Origin of the sequence: Pseudoalteromonas sp. NCCP-2140 (assembly GCF_023708065.1) — a bacterium.
In the GTDB taxonomy this organism is placed as follows: domain Bacteria; phylum Pseudomonadota; class Gammaproteobacteria; order Enterobacterales; family Alteromonadaceae; genus Pseudoalteromonas.
Genome location: NZ_BRCZ01000003.1, coordinates 119945 through 139842, shown reverse-complemented (window position 1 = coordinate 139842; position 19898 = coordinate 119945). Strand labels below are relative to the sequence as shown.

The following is a 19898-nucleotide window of genomic DNA, read 5'->3' as shown; positions in this document are numbered from 1 at the left end:
TTTAATAGCTCCATACCAAGTTTGCAACACCAACCAATGTTGCCAAGCAATTAAGTAGAAAAAGGATTAAACCATGAAAAAATTAATTATTGCCGCTGTTATCACATCTGCTGTATCTGTAGCCCCTTTTGCAGATGCTGCGAGTCAAAGTAAACAAGAAACACCAAAAGAAACAGCCATTGGCTTAGGTGCTGGCGCAGTTGTTGGCGGCATAGTCGGCGGCCCAGTGGGAGCATTTATTGGCGCGTTTGCTGGTGGCTTAATTGGTGAAAAAGAAGCGGCAGACAACACCATTGATGAACAAGCTCACGCATTAGTTGTAATGAAGGAGCAAACCGCTGATTACCAACAAGTGATTGCCGATAACGCAGCACTAAGTGAGCAGCTTGAATTATTAGCTGACGAAAAAGAGCAGTTACTACAAGCCCAATTAAACACCTTACTGGCGATGACAGTACAGTTTAAAACCGGCTCTAGCGAAATTGCCCCACACTTTGCTAATCAACTCGACAAAGTCGCGCAGTTATTGATTGCCCAGCCAAATTTGGCTATCGACTTAAATGGCTTTGCAGATCAGCGTGGTGATGAATTGGCTAATTTAATGCTCTCAAAACAGCGTGTAAATGCAGTGCAAAGCTACTTAATTAAACAAGGTGTGCCTCATACGCGCTTAACCGCAACCGCCTTTGGTGAGCAGCAAAGTGTTGCCGATTCAAATAATTACGAAGACAACGTGTTTGACCGCCGCGTAACCTTAACGACACGCCCTGTGTCACAAAGCAGCTTACGTACAGCACAAAGTAACCACTAATTCATCGGTCGATGGAGTGACATGTTATGTTGAGTAACCGTACCAAAAGGCTCCTTTTTGGGAGCCTTTTTATCCTCTTATTAGGTTATGCAGTTAACCCTGCATTTGCAGCCAATGCCAGTGCCGAACTGCGTTTTTATGATGATTCAAATAGCCAAGTGTCGTCGGGCTTATTAGTGAAAAACGATGTCACTATGACGCTCACTGGGCTTATTAATCATGTTGTTGTTAAACAACGTTATCAAAACCCGCACCCGTTTGCGGTTAATGCCCGTTATGTGTTTCCGTTACCTGATGAAAGCGCAGTTCATGCCATGCAAATGCAAATTGGTGAGCGTATTATCACAGGTAACATTGCCCTTAAGCAGCAGGCAGAACAGCAATTTAAGCAAGCTCAAAAACAGGGTAAACGTGCCGCTTTAGTTCGTCAGCAGCGTGCGAACATTTTCTCAACTGATGTGGCAAACCTTGGAGCAGGGGAAGAGATTGAAATTACCTTGCAATACCAAGAGATAATCGGTTTTCGCGATGGTGTGTTTTCACTGCGTTTTCCAACCACTATTACGCCGCGCTACGAACCTTTAACGGCAGAACTACAGCAAAAAGCGAATCTAGAAACAAAAGACACAGAACAACAGAACGACGCAACAGCTAACACAGCGCAAATGGCATCAGCGTGGCTGAAACCTGTTTTTCATCGCGCACAAAGCCAAGAGTCTGATGCGAGCCTAAACCTTGCAATTGCGATGGATATTGGCCTTGAACTCAGTGATATCAGCGCTAATTTAGCGGGTATGCAAATCGATAACCCAAGTTTTGGTCGGTACCAGTTATCACTTAATCGTGATGTTCCAATGGATAGAGACTTTGAGCTGACATTTAAACCCCTTGATAAAGCCCACTCTCAGGCTGCATTTTTTACCGAAACAGTTGCAGGTCAAGAATATGGTTTACTGATGTTAGTACCGCCAAGCGACCACTTTATCTCGCAAGCTCGTCTTCCTCGCGAAATGGTGTTTGTTGTTGATACCTCTGGCTCAATGCATGGCCAATCAATGGAGCAGGCTAAACAAGCCTTGTTTTATGCCCTTTCGTTATTGGATGAAAATGACAGTTTTAACATCATCGGCTTTGATAACGAAGTGTCAGTGTTAAGTGACACGCCAATGATTGCCAATGACTTTAACATTCGCCGTGCAGAGCGCTTTATTTATGGTTTACAAGCCGATGGCGGCACCGAAATAGCAAAAGCACTGACTCAGGTACTTGATGGTAAACAGCATGATGGCTTTGTACGCCAAGTGGTGTTTTTAACCGATGGCAGTGTGGGTAACGAAACGCAGCTATTTAAACAAATTCAAACAGATTTAGGTGACAGCCGACTCTTTACCGTCGGTATTGGTAGCGCGCCTAATAGCTTTTTTATGACCAGAGCTGCTGACATTGGTCGTGGTACATTTACTTTTATAAGTAGCACCAACCAAGTACAACCAAAAATGCAGCTACTTTTTGATAAGCTGGCGCATCCAGCTGTTACTGAGCTTGCTCTTGAAGGCGACAAAGCAGCCCTTGAGTATTGGCCATCGCCATTACCTGACTTGTATTTTTCAGAGCCGGTTTTGGTTGCCGTGAAGCTTGATGGCAGTCAGCACTTAACATTAAAGGGGCAGACAAACACAGGGCCAATGACGATTAATTTAGCAACAGCCAATGCTGCAAACGGCGAAGGTATCGCTAGACTCTGGGCCAGACAAAAAATTAAATCGCTGCTGCTTTATAACGAAAAACAGGCGGTACGCGCAGAAGTCGAAGCATTAGCACTTCAGCATCATTTACTCAGCCCTTTTACGGCCTTTATTGCAGTTGATAACTACGCGGGGAATGAGATTGCAGAGCGTTCAATGCAAGTACGAAATAAACTTCCTAATGGCATGACGCTACCGCAAACCGACGGACAAAGCCGGGTGTTTATGTTACTTGGGTTGTTGTTACTTTCTTTCTCGTGGTTATGGCAATGGCGACGCTAAAAAAAGCGCTGCCAGTTTGCAGCGCCTTACTTGGCATCGCATTGTTTGTTAATGGCGGTTATATGCAGGCGAAAGCTTGGCTGGCACAGGCTCTAATTGAGTCAGCTTGGCAGCAAACTTTGCAAAGTCCTAATGAACAAGTAAGGCCTTGGTTTTACGCCGATGGTTATGTCACTGCACACATAAATTGGCCAAGCCAGCAGCAAGAATTGACTGTACTTGCTGGTGCATCGGGGCGAAACCTCGCGTTTGCCCCCGGGCATTTTTTGCCAAGCGGTGAACTTGGCAGCTCAAAAGGGGTGTTAATAGCTGGCCATAACGACACCCACTTTGCATTTCTAAAACATGTCGAAGTGGGTGAGCAGTTCAGTATGCAGTTGCCAAGTGGCCAGATTGAGCACTATCAAGTTCGTAGCATTGATGTTATTCATCAAAGCGAACAGGGCTTTTTAGCACAATCAGGCCTTTATTTATTAACCTGTTACCCTTTTGACTCCTTAGCTTCAGGGACTGAGTTTAGGCTATTGGTGTCGGCTGATAAATTATCGTCGTCTACGTCAACTTTGAGCTCTTGATGACGTTGGCTAACAATAACACCGGCGAATACCACTGCAATACTCACCCATTGCCATAGTGTGAGTACTTCGTCAAGTAAAATAGCTGACAAAATTAACGCAAAAATTGGAATGAGGTTTGAGTAAGCAGCAGCGGTTAACACCGACACTTTACTGATGGCGTAATTGTACATGCCATAGCCACCTAAAGTGACACATGAGCCTAAATATAAAATGCTCAGTAGGGCACTTAAGTCGTGCTGATTTTCGCTGGGTAGTTCGATGAAAAATAAAAAAGGTGCAAAGAATAAGCTACCGCTGAACCCTTGAATTGCAATTAAAGTAAGTGGTGAGTAACGAGCGACTAAGTGTTTTACGCTCACGGTATAAAACGCGGCGCACACCATTGCCATCAATTCTAAAAAGTTACCAAGCAGTGGGTTAGGGGCTTGCTCAGTGCTCGGTGATAATAGCGTTAATAAAATGCTGCCGCCAATACACAAGGTAAAACCAACGACGATGGCTTTACTGATGTACTCTTTTAATATTAAGAACGCCAAAATAGCGACGATAATGGGTAAACAAGAAACAATTACCCCAGCTTGCGATGCCGAAGTGTATTCAAGGGCATGCCCTTCAAATAAATAATAAAAGCAAGGCTCAGCCAGCGACATACCAATTAAGTACTTCCAGTCACCTTGTTTGAATTCAAAGCGGATTATATAGCGCCATAAACATAAGCTAATCAATAATGTGGTTAGCATTCTTAAAAAAATCACTAACACAGGGTCATAAACATTGATTGCATGCTTTAAAGCAATGTAAGAGCTACCCCATAAAAAGGTCGCGATAATTAAGCATAAACTGGCTGGCATAGGTGTCGCTATTGAGTAAAAAAACGAGAGCGCGATCCTAGCATGAATTTTTTTAACTTGTTCAAAAACTGTTAGCTGGTATATATATACCCAAACTACCTCAAGATGCAGAATATAAGAATCAAATGCAAAGGCCACACGTCGTTGTTGTAAAGCTGGGCACAAGCGTGCTGACAGGCGGTACCGACAAATTAGATAAAGCACACATGGTTGAACTTGTTCGCCAATGTTGTGAATTAAAAAAACAGGGTTATCAGGTTGTTTTAGTATCAAGCGGCGCAGTTGCTGCAGGTCGCGAGCAACTTATTACCCCCTGTGGTCGTTCTTTGATTGAAAAACAAATGCTTGCCGCAATCGGCCAAGGACAGCTTATTCATATTTGGCAGAGTCTGTTTGCTTTGTATGGTGTGAATGTTGGACAAATGCTACTGACCCGCGCCGATGTAGAAGACCGTGAACGTTACTTAAATGCCCGCGATACCTTAAATGCACTTCTTGCTCACAATGTGGTGCCAATTATTAACGAGAACGACGCTGTAGCCACCGCCGAGATTAAAGTGGGTGATAACGATAACTTATCTGCTTTAGTCGCAATATTAGCAAATGCTGAAAAGCTGTTACTGTTAACTGACCAAGAAGGCCTATTTACAGGCGATCCGCGCTCTGATGCCAATGCAACACTTATCAATGAAGTTGAGCATATTAATGATGAGCTAAGAGAGCTCGCTGGTGGTAGTGGCACCACCCTAGGTACCGGTGGTATGGCAACCAAACTGCAAGCAGCCGATATTGCACGTCGCGCCGGTGTTGAGGTAATTATTGCCAAAGGCGCAGGCAAAAATGTGATTTTAAATTGCATGGCCGACAAGCTCCCTGGTACACGCTTTTTAAAACTCACCGCACCAAAAGATGGCCGCAAAAAATGGTTACTTGCAGGACCTAAAAGCACGGGGCAATTAGTGATTGATGATGGCGCAAGCCTTGCACTTAAAGAGCGTGGTGCAAGCTTACTGGCAAAAGGCGTAAAAACTGTGCGAGGGCAATTTGAGCGCGGTGATGTGATTGAAGTGGTGACGTGCCAAGGGCAATGTATAGCCAAAGGCCTTGTTAATTTTAACCATCAAGAAATTGATCAAATTAAGGGCTGTCATTCGTCGCAAATTACCCAGTTGCTTGCATTTGCACCAAGCAGTGAAGTAATCCATCGAGATGATATGATTTTGTTATAGTTTTTTAGTAATTCTGATAAAGTTAACTAAACTAAAGTAATAAGCAGTTTTGGGGGCTTTTTAGATGGCGGCTAACGCTTGCGGACATGACTGGGTTGTAGAAATCACCCAACAAGAAGAAGAGCCTGAGCTCGATCAGGCGCTTATTAATGCCGTGAGTGAATTAGATGAGTTTTCTCGTTTCGCTATTTACATCAATAAGTTTTTTAAACCTGGCCTGCCTGCAAGACTGCTAAATAAAGATTCGGTTATCGAAGAGCTCAGTGAACACGAAGTCAATGAGCTCATCGAAAAAGTCAGCCGCAATAAAATTCGCATCAGTCGCAACTACGGCTTTATTTCTACTTATGTGCCGATTTATTACATGGGCAATGTGGTCGGTGTACTTGTCATTGAGTCTGAAAAAGAGCTTTCAGAGCGTTGTAGCATGCTCGCCATCTACATGCTAAATATCTACGCGAATCAACTTTCGTTACTATATAAGTCGCAACTTGACCCTTTAACTGAGCTTTTAAACAGGCAAACCTTTGATAAAAAGGTGATTGAAATTGCAGCCGATGCCGCTGTAGATCATGAAAGCCATGACTCAAAGCAACGTCATTGGTATTTGGCGATGGTCGATATTGATCATTTTAAAAGCGTAAATGACAACTATGGCCACGTTATTGGCGATGAAGTGATCTTGTTAGTAGCGCAGCTATTAAAAAATAATTTTCGAATAGAAGATTACGTTTTTCGCTACGGCGGCGAAGAGTTTGCTGTGTTATTTCAAGCAAGTGACGAGCTCGATGCACGTAATGCCCTCAATCGTTTCCGTGGCTGTGTGGCAGAATACCCTTTTCCTCAAGTCGGTAACTTAACTGTGAGTAGTGGTTTTATGCCAATTTACGAGTTTGAAATGGTTGCCAGCCTAGTCCAAAAAGCCGATCAGGCCTTGTACCATTCTAAAAACAGTGGTCGTAATTGCGTGACTGCCTATTCAGAGTTAGATATTCAACAAAGCCAACCTCAAGATGATTCAATAGAGCTGTTTTAAGGTGTTGCAGCGCGCTTAGCTGTGTTAAAATTGCCCACTATTTTTTAGAGCCACATGAGAAGGTAAGATGAAGTTTGTTCGTTGGTTACTAGGCCGCATCATTTTGTTTTTTGATTTTGTATTCACACCACGCAGTAAAAAGCGTCCGGCAGCAGAGCAAGCAGCGCTTGACTCAGTGACGTCACAATTTAAGCTTTATCAATTTAAAGCCTGTCCATTTTGCGTGAAGGTACGTCGTGCAATTAAACGCCAAGGTCTATCAGTTGAAACCCGTGACGCTAAAGGTAACGAGCAATTTCGCCAAGAGCTTTTAGAGCAGGGCGGCAAAGTGAAAGTACCTTGTTTACGTATTGAAGAAAACGGCCAAGTAACTTGGTTGTATGAATCAAACGATATCATTGCTTATTTAGATAAAGTCGCGGCATAAAGCGGCTTTTCACTTCGATTATAGCCCGTGCTGTGCTAGCATTTGGGCAAATTTTTAATTGTCTTTTGAGAGATATAACCATGACAATTCGCACCCGTGTTGCTCCGTCACCGACTGGTGACCCGCACCTAGGTACTGCATACATCGCATTATTTAACTACTGTTTTGCTAAGCAGCAAGGCGGTGAGTTTGTGTTACGTATTGAAGATACAGACCAAGTTCGTAGTACGCCAGAATCAGAGCAAGCTATTATGGATAGCTTACAATGGTTAGGCTTAAACTGGGATCACGGTCCAGATGTAGGCGGTGAGTTTGGTCCATACCGTCAATCTGAGCGTAGCGATTTATATAAGAAATTCGCGCATCAGTTAGTTGAACAGGGTAAAGCTTTTTACTGTTTTGCTACAAGCGAAGAACTAGACCAAATGCGTGAAGAGCAAATGGCCGAAGGCCTAAGACCAAAATACGATGGTCGTGGTTTAAATCTTTCTGAAGATGAAATTAAAGCAAACCTTGAAGCAGGTAAGCCTTACGTAATCCGCATGAAGATCCCAAGCGAAGGCACGTTCAAGTTTAACGACTACCTACGTGGCGAAATTGAGATCCCATGGGAAAATGTAGACATGCAAGTGCTACTTAAAGCGGATGGTTTCCCAACTTACTTCCTTGCCAACGTTGTTGATGATCACCACATGCAAATTAGCCACATTTTCCGTGGTGAAGAGTGGATCAATTCAGCGCCTAAGCTATTAAAGTTATACGAAGATTTTGGTTGGGAAGCGCCTGTACTAGGTCACTTACCATTACTTCGTAACCCTGATAAGTCAAAGTTATCGAAGCGTAAAAACCCAACTTCAATCAACTACTATAAAGAGATGGGCTACCTACCTGAGGCACTATTAAACTATTTAGGCCGCATGGGTTGGTCAATGCCTGATGAGCGTGAAAAGTTCACGTTAGCAGAGATGATTGAACACTTTGATATGAAACGTGTGTCGCTTGGTGGCCCTATTTTCGACATCGATAAGCTTAGCTGGTTAAACGGTATGTGGATCCGTGAAAACTTATCTGATGCAGAACTAATGCAACGTTTTGTTGATTGGAAATTTAATACTGAGCTATTCACCAAAGTATTACCAGAAGCAAAAACGCGTATTAATACGCTTTCTGACATGGTTGACCTTGCAGGTCACTTTGTCGGTGGTATTCCAAGCTATGATCCTGCGCTATTAACGGCAGGTAAAGCTGATGAAGATGTAATCCGTCAAGCATTACAGTTTTTCATCTGGCAATTAGAAGGTTTACGCAGTTGGGAAAAACCAGCCATTTTTGCTATCGCAAAAGAAGTGGCGACTTTCCATGAATTGAAGATTAAAGACTTCCTTGAGCCAATCTTTGTGGCTATCACAGGTAAGACATCTTCAACTTCAGTACTTGATGCGATGGAAATTTTAGGTTCTGACTTATCACGTGCTCGTTTACGTGTTGCACTAGCGCACCTTGGTGTGTCTAAAAAGCAAGCGAAAAAAATTGAGCGTGCATATCGCGATTATCCACAAGCTTAATCGTAATGTTAGTTTTAAAAACCGAGCTTATATGCTCGGTTTTTTTATATTTAAATCAAAGTTAATGCAGATTTAACTTGTAAATAGGGACTGCTCTAATAGTATTAAATATGCACAATTTATCACTTGTAGATATATCTTAATGAAGCAGTATGAGGTAACTGCAAGCGAGGGATTATTGAAGCTGAGGCGAATGCTTTAGTTAGTTTTCAAGGAGAAAGTGATGTTTAAATACGTATTGGTCTGTTTGACCATTTTAGGCTTTAGTTTGCCAAGTTTCGCGGCTGATAAACCCAATGTACTTGTTATTTGGGGTGATGATGTTGGTATGTGGAACATTAGTGCCTATCATCGAGGCATGATGGGAGGCAGTACCCCAAACATAGATAGAATTGCTAATGATGGCATGATTTTTATGGACCATTATGCACAGGCCTCGTGTACTGCTGGCCGCGCTGCATTTATCACAGGTCAGTATCCAATGCGAACTGGTCTCAGTACGGTAGGGCTTCCTGGCGCGAAGCAAGGCTTGCAAGAGAAAGATCCCACCTTAGCAACTATGCTCAAATCAAAGGGTTATGTCACAGGCCAGTTTGGTAAAAACCATTTAGGTGATCGTGATGAACACTTACCTACAAATCATGGCTTTGATGAATTTTTTGGTATTTTATATCACCTCAATGCCGGTGAGTATCCAGAACAACAAGACTATCCTCAAGATGCCAAAACACAAGAAAAGTTTGGTTTAAAAATGCGTGGGGTCATTCATTCAAAAGCGCTTGGAAATGGCAAGCAAGAGATTATAGATCTTGGTCCATTTGGGAAAGAGCGTCAACGCAATTTAGACCAAGAAGTACTTGTAGAGTCAAAACGCTTTATCCGTGATGCAGTAAAACAAAATAAACCTTTCTTTGTTTGGCATAATACAACTCGTATGCATTACCAAACTAACCTTAATAAAGCTTATGACGGCAAAACTGGCTTTGGTTTATATGCTGATGGTATGGCCGAAATGGATGATGATGTAGGTGAGTTACTTAACTTACTTGATGAACTTAAAGTAGCAGATAACACAATAGTGATGTTTTCTACCGATAACGGTGCCGCATCAAACTCATGGCCAGATGGTGGCAACCAGCCATTTCATGGTGAAAAAGGCGTTGGTGGCTGGGAAGGTGGCTTCAGAGTACCTATGGTTGTTAAATGGCCTGGCCATATTCCTAAAGGCGTGAGCACAGGTGAGTTCATGACAATGGAAGATTGGATGCCAACGATCATGTCATGGGTTGGCGATAAAGATTTAAAAGCTAATTTATTAAAAGGCACCAAAATCAATGGTCAAAAATATAAGGTTCATTTAGATGGTTTCGATCAAAGTGATATTTTGCTAAATAATGGCAAAACAAAGCGTAAAGAGTTTTATTATTTCACCGAAACTACCTTTCATGGAATGCGTTACGGTGACTGGAAGTTAATCTTTACAGAACAAAATCATTGGTTTAGGTCTACACAGCAAGCCCTTACTTCACCTTACATTATTAACCTAAAAATGGATCCATTTGAGCGATTCATTGATGCTAGGGGTTATGATGAGTGGGCAGAAAACCGTAGTTGGATTTTAGGCCCAGCAGGTAATCAAATTGCAGAGTTTGTAAAAACTTTTAAGGCTTTTCCACCTAGCCAAGAGAGTATGTCAGTACAAGTGGGTAGTGTTGCTGAAATGATTTCACAGCAAGCGTTAAACCGCTAAAAACTATAGGCTTTACCAGAACACAAGGTTGCAACATCACAGCTTTGGTAGTCACTGGTAAAGTCTTTACAACTCTCAACTAAGTAACCATTGCCACCTATATTTACTACTTCAAGTTTTAGCTGCTCAATAGCAATACTATTTATCTCTGTAGTGCTAAAACCACCAGATTGTACTGAACGCTTACCAAGACAACTAAGCCCTTCAACTTCACCTAAATAATATGCGCCACCTCTCTTTTCTATTTATTGTAAAGAAAAACTAAATATTGATGCTTTCCTGGTAATTTAAATGTTAACAGTGTGTACAAAACGCTACACGAATGTACGTCATTTTTAAAACTTCTTGTGGTTATATTGTAGTCGCAAGCAGTGAAATGGATGTTCACATAGCTTGAATAATTACTCTAACTAACTATCCAGGGGATACTTATGCAAGTGAAAACACTTTCGATTGCTGTTGCCGCAGCTCTCTATAGTGCCAGTGCTGCTCATGCAGTGGGTGTAGATAACAACCAAGTTAAACACCAATTAAAAGCACCTAATATCACATTTGAAGAAGTAAAAGCGTTTAGCAAAGAGTTTAACCAAGGTGACTCTAGCAACATGCTACAAAACGATGGTCTAAATGTTCAGCTAAATAGCAAAGCAAATAAATTCGCTGAAGAAGGCATTGATGGCGAGCATGTTTATATCATTCGTTTACGTGATAATTCAGTAGCGCTTGAAGCGCGCGATTTAACCTCGCCATTATCACAATCACTTCAAGCTCAAGGCGTTTCAAAAGTATTTGAAAAAGGTCAAGCAGCGGTCTCTGCTGTTACTGAATATCAAAATAAATTACTTTCAAAACAACGTACTGTAATGCAAAGCGTGACAGCAGTAACGGGCCGCACAGACATGCGCCGTCAATTCACTAAAGCATTAAATGGTTTCTCTGTAAAAATGACAGAACAAGAAGCGATGCGCGTTGCAGAGCTTGGTGCAGTTGTTTCTGTAATGCGTTCGAAGAATTATGATCTTCTTTCTGATGAAGGTCCTAAGCATATCGGTGCTGATCAAATTTGGGATGGCTCAAGCGTTCCTAGTGGTATTAAGGGTAAAGGTGAAGGCCAAATCGTTGGTATTATCGATACCGGTATTAACTCAGATCACCCTTCATTTGCAGCTGTTGGCGGCGATGGTTATGAGCATGAAAACCCTTTTGGTTCAGGTGTTTATGTAGGTGACTGTGTTGAAGAGCCTGAAGAAATTCAATGTAATAATAAATTGATCGGTGTGCGTTCTTATGATGTGATCACAGATGCATTTGATGCCATGATCCCAGGCTGGCCTGCAATTGGTGAAGATTACCAAGGTCACGGTTCGCACGTTGCTTCAACAGCAGCGGGTAACGTCGTTAAAGACGTGCCATTTATGCTTCCTAGCTTTGGTGAAAATACCGATGGTAATATCTTAAAAGAAGACTTATTCCCTGAAATCTCAGGTGTTGCACCGCACGCAAATATTATTGCTTATCAAGTATGTTACCCATCAAGTGAAGAATACGCAGGCTGTCCTGGCGAAGCGCTTGTAGCGGGTATTGAAGATGCAATTTCTGATGGTGTTGATGTAATCAACTTTTCAATTGGTGGAGCCGATTCAAATGTGTGGGCCGATCCAGTACAACTAGCATTCTTAGCAGCGCGTGAAGCGGGTATTAACGTTGCCGCGGCTGCAGGTAACAGTGGTCAAGCATGTGGCGCAGCAGAGTGTTTTGGTTATTTAGATAATTCATCGCCTTGGCTTGCACAAGTTGCAGCAACAACGCATGGTCGTACTGTAGCAGTTGAAACTGCCGTTGAGTTTGCTGGCTTTGCTGACGAAACACTGGGTTCAGAAGTACCTAGTTGGTCAGAAACAGGCCTTGTTGGTGGTTCAATTAATAGCGAAGAAATTACCGGTGTTGTTGTTTGGGCTAAAGATTACGAAGACGTTAATGGTTTTAAAGATTACAACGGTTACTGTACTGCAGATTATCCAGAAAACACCTTCAACTTCTACAAAGATGGTACTGAAATCGCAGGTGCGGCTGATGGTAGCACCAATGTTATTGTTATCTGTCAACGTCACGATCCAAATGATTCAGCAGCCAATGCGCGTACTGCAAAAGTTGATCACGTAAAAGCCGGTGGTGCAGATGGTTTCATCATGTTTAACCGTGTCCGTGACCAAGGTACTGTAGCTGAAGGTTACTCATTACCAGGTGTTCACTTTACTTATGAGCAATGGAATGGTGTTTATCCAGAAGATGGTTTAGAGGATTGGGTAGATAGTTACTCAGAACTTGGTCATATGATCACTATCAAACCAACAGTAATTGAGCGCCGTGTTGATGCTGAAGATGCTGATTGGTTGGCAACATTCTCATCACGCGGCCCGTCTTATTCTAATGTTGAAGTACTTGCTCCTACGCTAGCTGCTCCAGGTGTTGATATTTACGCGGCATACTCTGATGAGCATCCGTTTGTGACTCCGCATGGTCAAGATTACGCTGCAATTAGCGGCACATCGATGGCATCACCACATGTTGCAGGTTCTATGGCGTTACTACGTCAAATTCACCCAGAGTGGACTGCTGCTGAAATTCAATCTGCGTTATCAATGACTGCTGAAAACGTGGTTAAATATCACCGCCTAAACAGCGAAAGTGATGTTGTTGCAGATGCGAAAATCTATCGCTCTGGCGCGGGTCGCATTAATGTGGGATTAGCTGCAAAAGCTGGATTTGTAATGGATGAAACGGCTGATAACTTCTTAGCAGCAGATCCATACAATGGCGGTACACCACATAAACTTAACTTACCAAATCTAGTTAACTTCTCATGTGCGCCTGAATGTCAGTGGGTTCGTACCATTAAAGCAACAGAAGATGGCACTTGGACTGTAAGTCACGAAGACGTTGAAAACTGGGCATTTGATGTAAACACACAAACAGCACAAAATGGTGTGAACATTGATATCTTCCCGAAAACTTTCACACTGAAAAAAGGTGAAACACAAACAATCATTGTTAAAGCATCAATCATGGATACTCAAGATTGGTTCAGTAACTCTGAAGTTGAGCTGCATACTAACCTTGTTTTTCAAGCCGAAGAAGCAGATATCCCTGATGCGCATTGGCCTGTAGCGTTTAAATATGATCGTGGTAACTTACCATCATCATTAGAGACGACAGCTCACTCAAATGTAGGTACTTATGTTGCTAAAGGTATTGTATTACCAAGTGTTGAAGCGCCAGTAGCTCGTGCATATGAGCCTGTAAAAGCAGATATCACTTCTGTAACTTTACCGAAAGATGACGAACGTACTTTCCCTTGGGCTATGAACCGTACAGAGGAAGTAGATGCTGCAGATATTTTAGATGAAGCAACATTTACTAAGTTTGTAACTGTGCCAGCTTACTCAAAACGTTTTATTGCTGAAACTGTTGGTGTTGAATCAGAGCTAGAAGGTACTCTGAATGTGGGTAACCCAATCATCTATGTAGGTAAAGACTACAACGGTGATGGAATTGTTCAGCCACAAGATGAAATTTTATGTGTATCTAACCATAAGATTTATAAAAACTTCTGTAATATAAACAACCCTGAAGAAGGTGAATATTGGGTTGTTGTTTATAACAATAATCAATCGGCTGTAGGCGCGATTGAAGAAACCTTTGAACTAGCTACTGCGGTTGTGTCTGACCAAGTTGCAGCAGGTATGACTGCAAGCCTGCCAGGAAGCGATGGTCAAAACACAGTTGAAATGACTGTAGACTGGGACATGGACCTAGATGCAGACAGCGTGTACTACTCACTATTAGATGTAGGTACATCGGCTGTGAACCATGGCAACCTAGGCTCAATTCCATTTAAGCTCAACCGTGGCAATGATGTTGCACACCTTGATGCGCCATACACAGGTGCAAAAGTGGGTGATATGGTGCCTTACACATTTGAAGTGTTAGCGAATAATTCAGGTGTAGACCGTGAGTTTTCATTAGAGCTTGATATCCCTGCGGGTCTTGATGTTAAAGCTGAAAATGTAATGGTTTCAACAGCATCAGAAATCAACGTTGAAATTGCTGACGGTAAAGTGATTGTAACGGGCACACAAGCGGATACTCGCGATGTTGAACCTGATTATATCGTGACAGATAACATCACTGATGAAATGTGTCGTACGCCTGATTTTGGTAACTCAAACCCTGGTGGTTATGTCGATTTATCAGAGTTTGGTATCACGCCAATTCTTTCTGGTTTCGATGAGAACAACCTTTATAACTCTCGCACTGGTTATTCATTGCCAATCGCAAGCTTCTATAATGGCGCATATGACACATTTAGCCTTTATAACAATGCTGAAAATACTAATATCCAAAACTCGATTATTCAAATTCGTGGTATGGGTACAGTAAATACCAATGGTAGCCGTTACTTCTACCCAGTACATAACCCGTTCCCTTATAACTCATTCCCTTATGAGAACATGGGTCCATTATGGCGTGGTTGGGAGTTCACTGATAATGGCTTATTACGCTCTGTAATGTCAGTTGGCTTATCGTCAAATGAAGGTATTTCACTAGCAAGTACTTCAACTGGCTGGGGTATTATTGAGTGGGATAATGCATCAGACTACGATAATCCTGTATACGACCGTACAACGGGCAAATACACTTACACTAAACGTGATAACTCATTTGACTTCCAAGTGTTGTTTAATGCAAATACACGCTTTGGTAAAGGTGAGCATGAAATTTACTATGCATACGATAACCTAGACTATGGGTCGACGCGCCCTGCAGGTAGTATCGGCCTTCAAGGTTTCCGCGGTGCACAGTATCAATATGGTCCACTTGAAAACTACCGTGGTATCCAAATCGCTTATAACAATCTAGATGAAGTGATCAGCGATGGTTACGTGGTGTGTATGGACTATGTAGGTCCAGAATCATCACAATTTGAAGTAACAGCATGGGCCGAAGTTATGCCATCAGCTACAGGTCAAACACTTGAAGTTGCAGCTAAAGCAGCAATCTCTGGTCTGAATGACATGACTTCAACAGCAACACTGGCCATTCCAGGCAACATCACTGTGGTAGCCCTTGATGACATGGTAACAACAGAAGAAACACCGATTAGCTTTGATGTTCATCACATTGATGAAAAGAACTCGAAGAATGAAATCTCGGTAATTTCTGACGATGTAAGCTATGAAGTTGATGGCGATACAGTAACGATTACACCAAATGAGAACTTCTTTGGTGAGACTGAAGTAACTGTAATGGTATCTGATATTGAATACCCATCAGATGCTGCAAGCACAACCTTTATGTTAACGGTTGAAGCTGTTAATGATGCACCGGTAGTAGCAGTTGAGGCGAGTGCTCAACAAGTGACTGAAGGCAGCGTAATTACCCTAGATGCATCAGCATCACATGATTTAGATAACGATGAGTTAACTTTCTCATGGGAAGGCCCAGGAACAATCGCAAGCCCAACATCAGCAATCACTGAAGTATCAGGCTTAACGGCTGGTGAGCATCAGTTTACTGTCACAGTAAGTGATGGTACTGAAGCGATGGAACTTGGTGTTGCTGTGACGGTAACGGCACAAGAAACAACCGTGGTTCCTGAAGAAAAAGCGAAATCATCAAGTGGTTCACTTGCATGGTTAACTGTTCTATTAGCTGGTTTTGCAGGTGTTCGTCGCCGAGTAAAACGAGGTTAAGTACTCCCTAAGTATGTTATGTGACAAAGGGCCTTCGGGCCCTTTTTTTGGTCTAAAAAATCATGTTGTGCATTTTAATAACCAAAAAGAATAACTAACAACTGAAAACCTATGTAGCAAAATGTACAGGCTATTTTATATTTTTTTCAGTGTGTTAGTTTGGAAGTAGGGCATAAATTAACAGTCTACGCCGCTTTGTTGGTCAAAAAAATTATACAATAAAGCGCGCAAACGATATGATCGTCCCGGATTAAGTAAAGATTAAAGACTTTTTGGTAGTATTAAGCTGTCATAGTAATTGTTATTTATGACATAAAGGTGAATTGCGTTAATGAAGAAATTGTTTGGCTTAGTATGTTGTTTAACTGCATCAACTGCGTTTGCGCAGGCTGATGATAAACAACCGCAATTAATTAAAAAGTCGACAATACATGCCAGTATCACTGTGGGTTACGGGGGCATTGAAAACCCGGTACTTGATGCTGACGATGTCACTTCGCCAATTCTGCCAAGCTTTGCTTATTACGGTGATAACTGGTATTTCGATGATTTTTCTGTTGGCTACAGCCTATATGAAACTGAGAACTTCTACGTTGATTTACTAGGGCGCTTTAATGACGATGGTTTTTTCTTTGAGTTGGATGGGGTAGATAAACTCTATGCCACAGGTGTTATTCGTTCGAGCTCTGGGCGACCTACATTACCTACCGCATCACCGATTAACCTAACGCCTATAGAGCGCGACCTTTCTTATATGGCAGGGCTATCATCAGCAATGAACGTGTATGATGATATTTGGTTAAGTGCAGCGTATGTGCACGATGTAACTAATGTGCATAATGGCTATGAAATCTTGCTAAACGGCTATCATGTATTTGAACTGTTTTCTGGCACCGCTGGAATAGAAGCGGGTATTAATTATAAAAATGAAGAGCTGATCGATTATTACTACACGGTGAGTCCATCAGAAAGTAAAACGCGTTTACTAAGCTACAACTTAGAAAGTGCCACTAACTACTACTTAAAAGTAAGTTACGAATATCCTATTAGCGACAGTTTCAGCCTTGATTTTAAACTTAAACATACATGGCTTGATAGCAACTTAGCTAACTCACATATGATCAATAAAAACAGTTATTTCTCAGGTTTTACGGGAATTACTTACCACTTTTAGGCCAACGAATGGTGATCTCTGCACCGCCTGTTTGTGAGCTGTTAGCTAAGCTAATTTTACCGCCATGCCAGCTGGCAATACGATGCACGATATACAGTCCTAACCCGTAACCACTCGCCAGTTTATCGCCTTCACCTTGTTTAAAAGGCTCAATTAACGCATCTGCATTAATTGGTAAGCCAGGTCCATCGTCTGTAATACTTATACTGTAATAGCCCGCTTGTTCTGTGCTACTTATATAGATAATGTGTTTTGCGTATTTTGTGGCGTTGATCAGTAAGTTTTGTACCGCGATTGCCATAAAGCTTGCTTCGCAATAGGCTGTGTCTACTTCAAGGGCTGGAATGAATTTGAGTTCTTTGTATAAATCGAATTTAGCAATTTCTGTGTTGATCAGTTTAGCTAAGTTAACTTTCTCCTGATTAAAAACACTTTGCTGGTGCTCTAAGCGAGCGAATGATAAGTACTGCTCTAGACGTAATTCAATCTCATCTATATCACGCTCAATTTGGCTACTTTCTTGAGATTCTAAATCGGCAATCGACAAAGCAAATCGCATACGGGTAAGGGGAGTGCGAATTTCATGAGAAATAATACGCGATAAGTCATTATGTAGCTGAACAAACTTATTGATGCGCTCAGACATATGGGTGAAGGTGCTGGCTAATGGCGCAATAGATGAGTTTGGTTTTATATCAAGCTCTATACGTTGCGGTTTTTTACTAAAGCGATGAGCTGCGCGTTGTAATAAGCTCAAATCGCGAAATACTGGGCGAATAAATAATAAGATCATCACACCAAGTAAAAAGTAAAATGAAAAAAATGCAAGCCAGTCAGTTTTTGCTTGCGAAATCAAAGATATGGGGCCAACTTTTTGGATGTTACCGTTATTGCCTTTGAGGTATACATACTGCTGATTATTTTCGGTGACGCTGATAATGCCATCTTTATCGAATTTGGCTTGTAATGAATCAGGTAAAACAAGCTCGTTTTGGTTTAATGAGCTGATCCTCGTTTCTTTTTGCTCAGCTATTTGAGCTAGTTCAGCAACGCTTATTTGCACACTCGGTATGTGCTCAGAAAAAAACTGATTATAAAGCTGGCCAAAAGCTAAAACTAAGGCAATTAAGCTTACTGTGATAATTAAGTAAAGCTTAAAAAATTGCTGCTTCATGTTTTTGAAATATCCAAGCTGTATCCTTTGCCTCGTACAGACTTGATATCTAGCGTTTCTTTTTGCTCGCTAATGGTTTCTTTAAGCTTTTTACGTAAACGGCTAATTTTTAAATCAATAGCTCGGTCAAGTCCGTCATACTCACGGCCAATAACATGCTTGAATAATACCTCGCGAGAAACCGGTTCAGGGGTGTTTTTCGCAAGGTAGGCAATGATCTCAAATTCACTTTCATTGAGATTCAATGCTGTGTTATGAAAATAGATATCGCGTTTTTTACTATCGATACGCAAGATATCAATTTGGTGTGAAAAGTTATCTTGGCCGACGGTGTGGGCGATAATCGTTTTAACTTTGGCGAGTAACAGTTCAGGCTTGATGGGTTTTACAAGGTAGTCGTAAGCACCTAGGTTTAAGCCCTTAATTTGTGATTGCACGGAATCCAGTGCCGTTAGAAAAATAACAGGGCAACTGTACTTTTCTTTCAATTGAGATATTAACTCAAAGCCATTGCCATCCGGTAGCATCACATCACAGATGATCAATGAAGGCATAAAGGTGATTTCACTGCTACGGTACGCCTCGGCAGTATTAAATACATCTATGGTATAGCCATGCTTTAACAAAAACGTTTGTATTAAGCTTGCTAATTTCACATCATCTTCAATTAAAAAAATATGCTGCATTATAAACTCCAGCCAAAGCGCCGTTTTATTCGGTAATCTTTAGCTTCATAGCTTGCTATTGACAGTAGTTGTTGCTTAACAACTTGATTGCTCAATGGATCAATTAATTTCACTGTAAGCGGATGCTCAGTCTTAACCGTTAATTTCTCGATAATTAAACCACCTTGTTTGTAACACTGCGTATACTGAGGACGCTGAGTTATTTCTAAACAAAGTTCTTTAAAGGGAGCAACACGAAAATGAATCTGTATATTAAACTCACAGGCTTTTTGTTTTGCATCTGTCACACACACAGTGGGTGAGACTTTAAAAAAAGGTTGCTCGAGACTGTCATCGCTTAAACAAAGCGACGAAAAACAAAGACAAAAAAACAGTAATAGCCAACTAAATCGGTTTATCATTTAACCAAGTCTCTGTTTTTTAGAAGTCTTTTCTTCAAAGTAACAATAACCACCGAAAGCTGATGTAACCTGCCCAACTCACTTTGAGTTCTCATTTTTTTGCCGTTTATTATAATTATTATTTATGCAGCCTATGAGTGGCGATTACACGATAAAAAAGCGGGTCTATCATACCTCATTTATCGTTATAGCTACAAATAGGTGCTATGCAAAGCCAGTAATTTCAACCTATTGGCGTATTTTCTTTATATTCTAAAGTTAGCTTGTTGTTTTAAAAAGAAAACTGAATTTATATTTAGTTTTAGCTAATAGTTTTTCACTAAATTTAGTTGGGCCTTAGTCTTTACTATTCTGCGTTATTTGTTAATTGTTTCGTACAAATTGATACAATTTAAATTTAGCCTATCAAAACCACTATTTTAGCTCATGCATTTAA

General features: G+C 41.4%; 14 protein-coding genes. 10 read left to right on the top strand and 4 right to left on the bottom strand.

What is annotated here, in order from left to right; all coding sequences use genetic code 11:
• Window positions 1-73 precede the first annotated feature (73 nt).
• Genes pdsO through NFU46_RS07260 form a run of 3 tightly spaced genes read left to right on the top strand, consistent with a single transcriptional unit; the run spans window position 74 to window position 3413 of the window.
• The gene (pdsO, locus tag NFU46_RS07270) at window positions 74-811 is read left to right on the top strand and encodes a sortase-associated OmpA-like protein PdsO (protein WP_054560857.1); all 738 of its coding nucleotides are present in this window, start codon (window positions 74-76) and stop codon (window positions 809-811) included.
• A gap of 26 nt (window positions 812-837) precedes the next feature.
• Entirely contained in the window at window positions 838-2838 is a 2001-nt protein-coding gene (locus NFU46_RS07265) for a marine proteobacterial sortase target protein (RefSeq protein WP_251600909.1), read from the top strand.
• Window positions 2826-3413, top strand: coding sequence for a class GN sortase (locus NFU46_RS07260; RefSeq protein ID WP_251600907.1), 588 nt, complete (start codon window positions 2826-2828; stop codon window positions 3411-3413). Before NFU46_RS07265 ends, NFU46_RS07260 begins: the two co-directional genes overlap by 13 nt.
• Here NFU46_RS07260 and NFU46_RS07255 read toward each other — a convergent pair.
• Complete coding sequence (locus NFU46_RS07255; protein ID WP_251600905.1) at window positions 3320-4267, bottom strand: DMT family transporter; 948 nt, start codon at window positions 4265-4267, stop codon at window positions 3320-3322. The two genes, NFU46_RS07260 and NFU46_RS07255, sit on opposite strands and share 94 nt — an antisense overlap.
• Window positions 4268-4392: 125 nt before the next feature.
• Between NFU46_RS07255 and proB the strand changes: the two genes are divergently transcribed.
• The 7 genes from proB (at window position 4393) to NFU46_RS07215 (ending at window position 17201) form a co-directional block, all read left to right on the top strand.
• Window positions 4393-5496, top strand: a complete 1104-nt coding sequence (gene proB / locus NFU46_RS07250; protein ID WP_054560854.1) for a glutamate 5-kinase — start codon at window positions 4393-4395, stop codon at window positions 5494-5496.
• Between the two features lie 64 nt (window positions 5497-5560).
• Window positions 5561-6532, top strand: coding sequence for a GGDEF domain-containing protein (locus tag NFU46_RS07245; RefSeq protein WP_175082945.1), 972 nt, complete (start codon window positions 5561-5563; stop codon window positions 6530-6532).
• 67 nt (window positions 6533-6599) lie between these two features.
• Window positions 6600-6959 (top strand): glutathione S-transferase N-terminal domain-containing protein, encoded by a 360-nt coding sequence (locus tag NFU46_RS07240; protein ID WP_054560852.1) that lies wholly within the window; start codon window positions 6600-6602, stop codon window positions 6957-6959.
• Window positions 6960-7039: 80 nt separating this feature from the next.
• Window positions 7040-8524: a glutamate--tRNA ligase gene (gene gltX / locus NFU46_RS07235; protein ID WP_063529662.1), complete on the top strand. Its 1485-nt coding sequence runs from the start codon at window positions 7040-7042 to the stop codon at window positions 8522-8524.
• Between the two features lie 223 nt (window positions 8525-8747).
• Complete coding sequence (locus NFU46_RS07230; protein ID WP_251600903.1) at window positions 8748-10274, top strand: arylsulfatase; 1527 nt, start codon at window positions 8748-8750, stop codon at window positions 10272-10274.
• A gap of 431 nt (window positions 10275-10705) precedes the next feature.
• Window positions 10706-16027 carry a S8 family serine peptidase gene (locus tag NFU46_RS20455; protein WP_285835534.1) on the top strand — a complete coding sequence of 1774 codons (5322 nt, stop codon included), beginning with the start codon at window positions 10706-10708 and terminating at the stop codon, window positions 16025-16027.
• Between the two features lie 331 nt (window positions 16028-16358).
• Window positions 16359-17201 carry a MipA/OmpV family protein gene (locus NFU46_RS07215; RefSeq protein WP_251600901.1) on the top strand — a complete coding sequence of 281 codons (843 nt, stop codon included), beginning with the start codon at window positions 16359-16361 and terminating at the stop codon, window positions 17199-17201.
• Here the strand turns inward: NFU46_RS07215 and NFU46_RS07210 are convergent.
• The 3 genes from NFU46_RS07210 to NFU46_RS07200 are packed head-to-tail and all read right to left on the bottom strand — an operon-like array spanning window position 17185 to window position 19462.
• On the bottom strand, window positions 17185-18375 hold the full coding sequence (locus NFU46_RS07210) for an ATP-binding protein (protein WP_251600899.1): 1191 nt from the start codon (window positions 18373-18375) through the stop codon (window positions 17185-17187). The two genes, NFU46_RS07215 and NFU46_RS07210, sit on opposite strands and share 17 nt — an antisense overlap.
• Window positions 18372-19061 (bottom strand): response regulator transcription factor, encoded by a 690-nt coding sequence (locus NFU46_RS07205; RefSeq protein WP_251600896.1) that lies wholly within the window; start codon window positions 19059-19061, stop codon window positions 18372-18374. Before NFU46_RS07205 ends, NFU46_RS07210 begins: the two co-directional genes overlap by 4 nt.
• Window positions 19061-19462, bottom strand: coding sequence for a DUF3019 domain-containing protein (locus NFU46_RS07200; RefSeq protein WP_285835533.1), 402 nt, complete (start codon window positions 19460-19462; stop codon window positions 19061-19063). The genes NFU46_RS07205 and NFU46_RS07200 overlap by 1 nt, the downstream gene beginning before the upstream one ends.
• Window positions 19463-19898 lie beyond the last annotated feature (436 nt).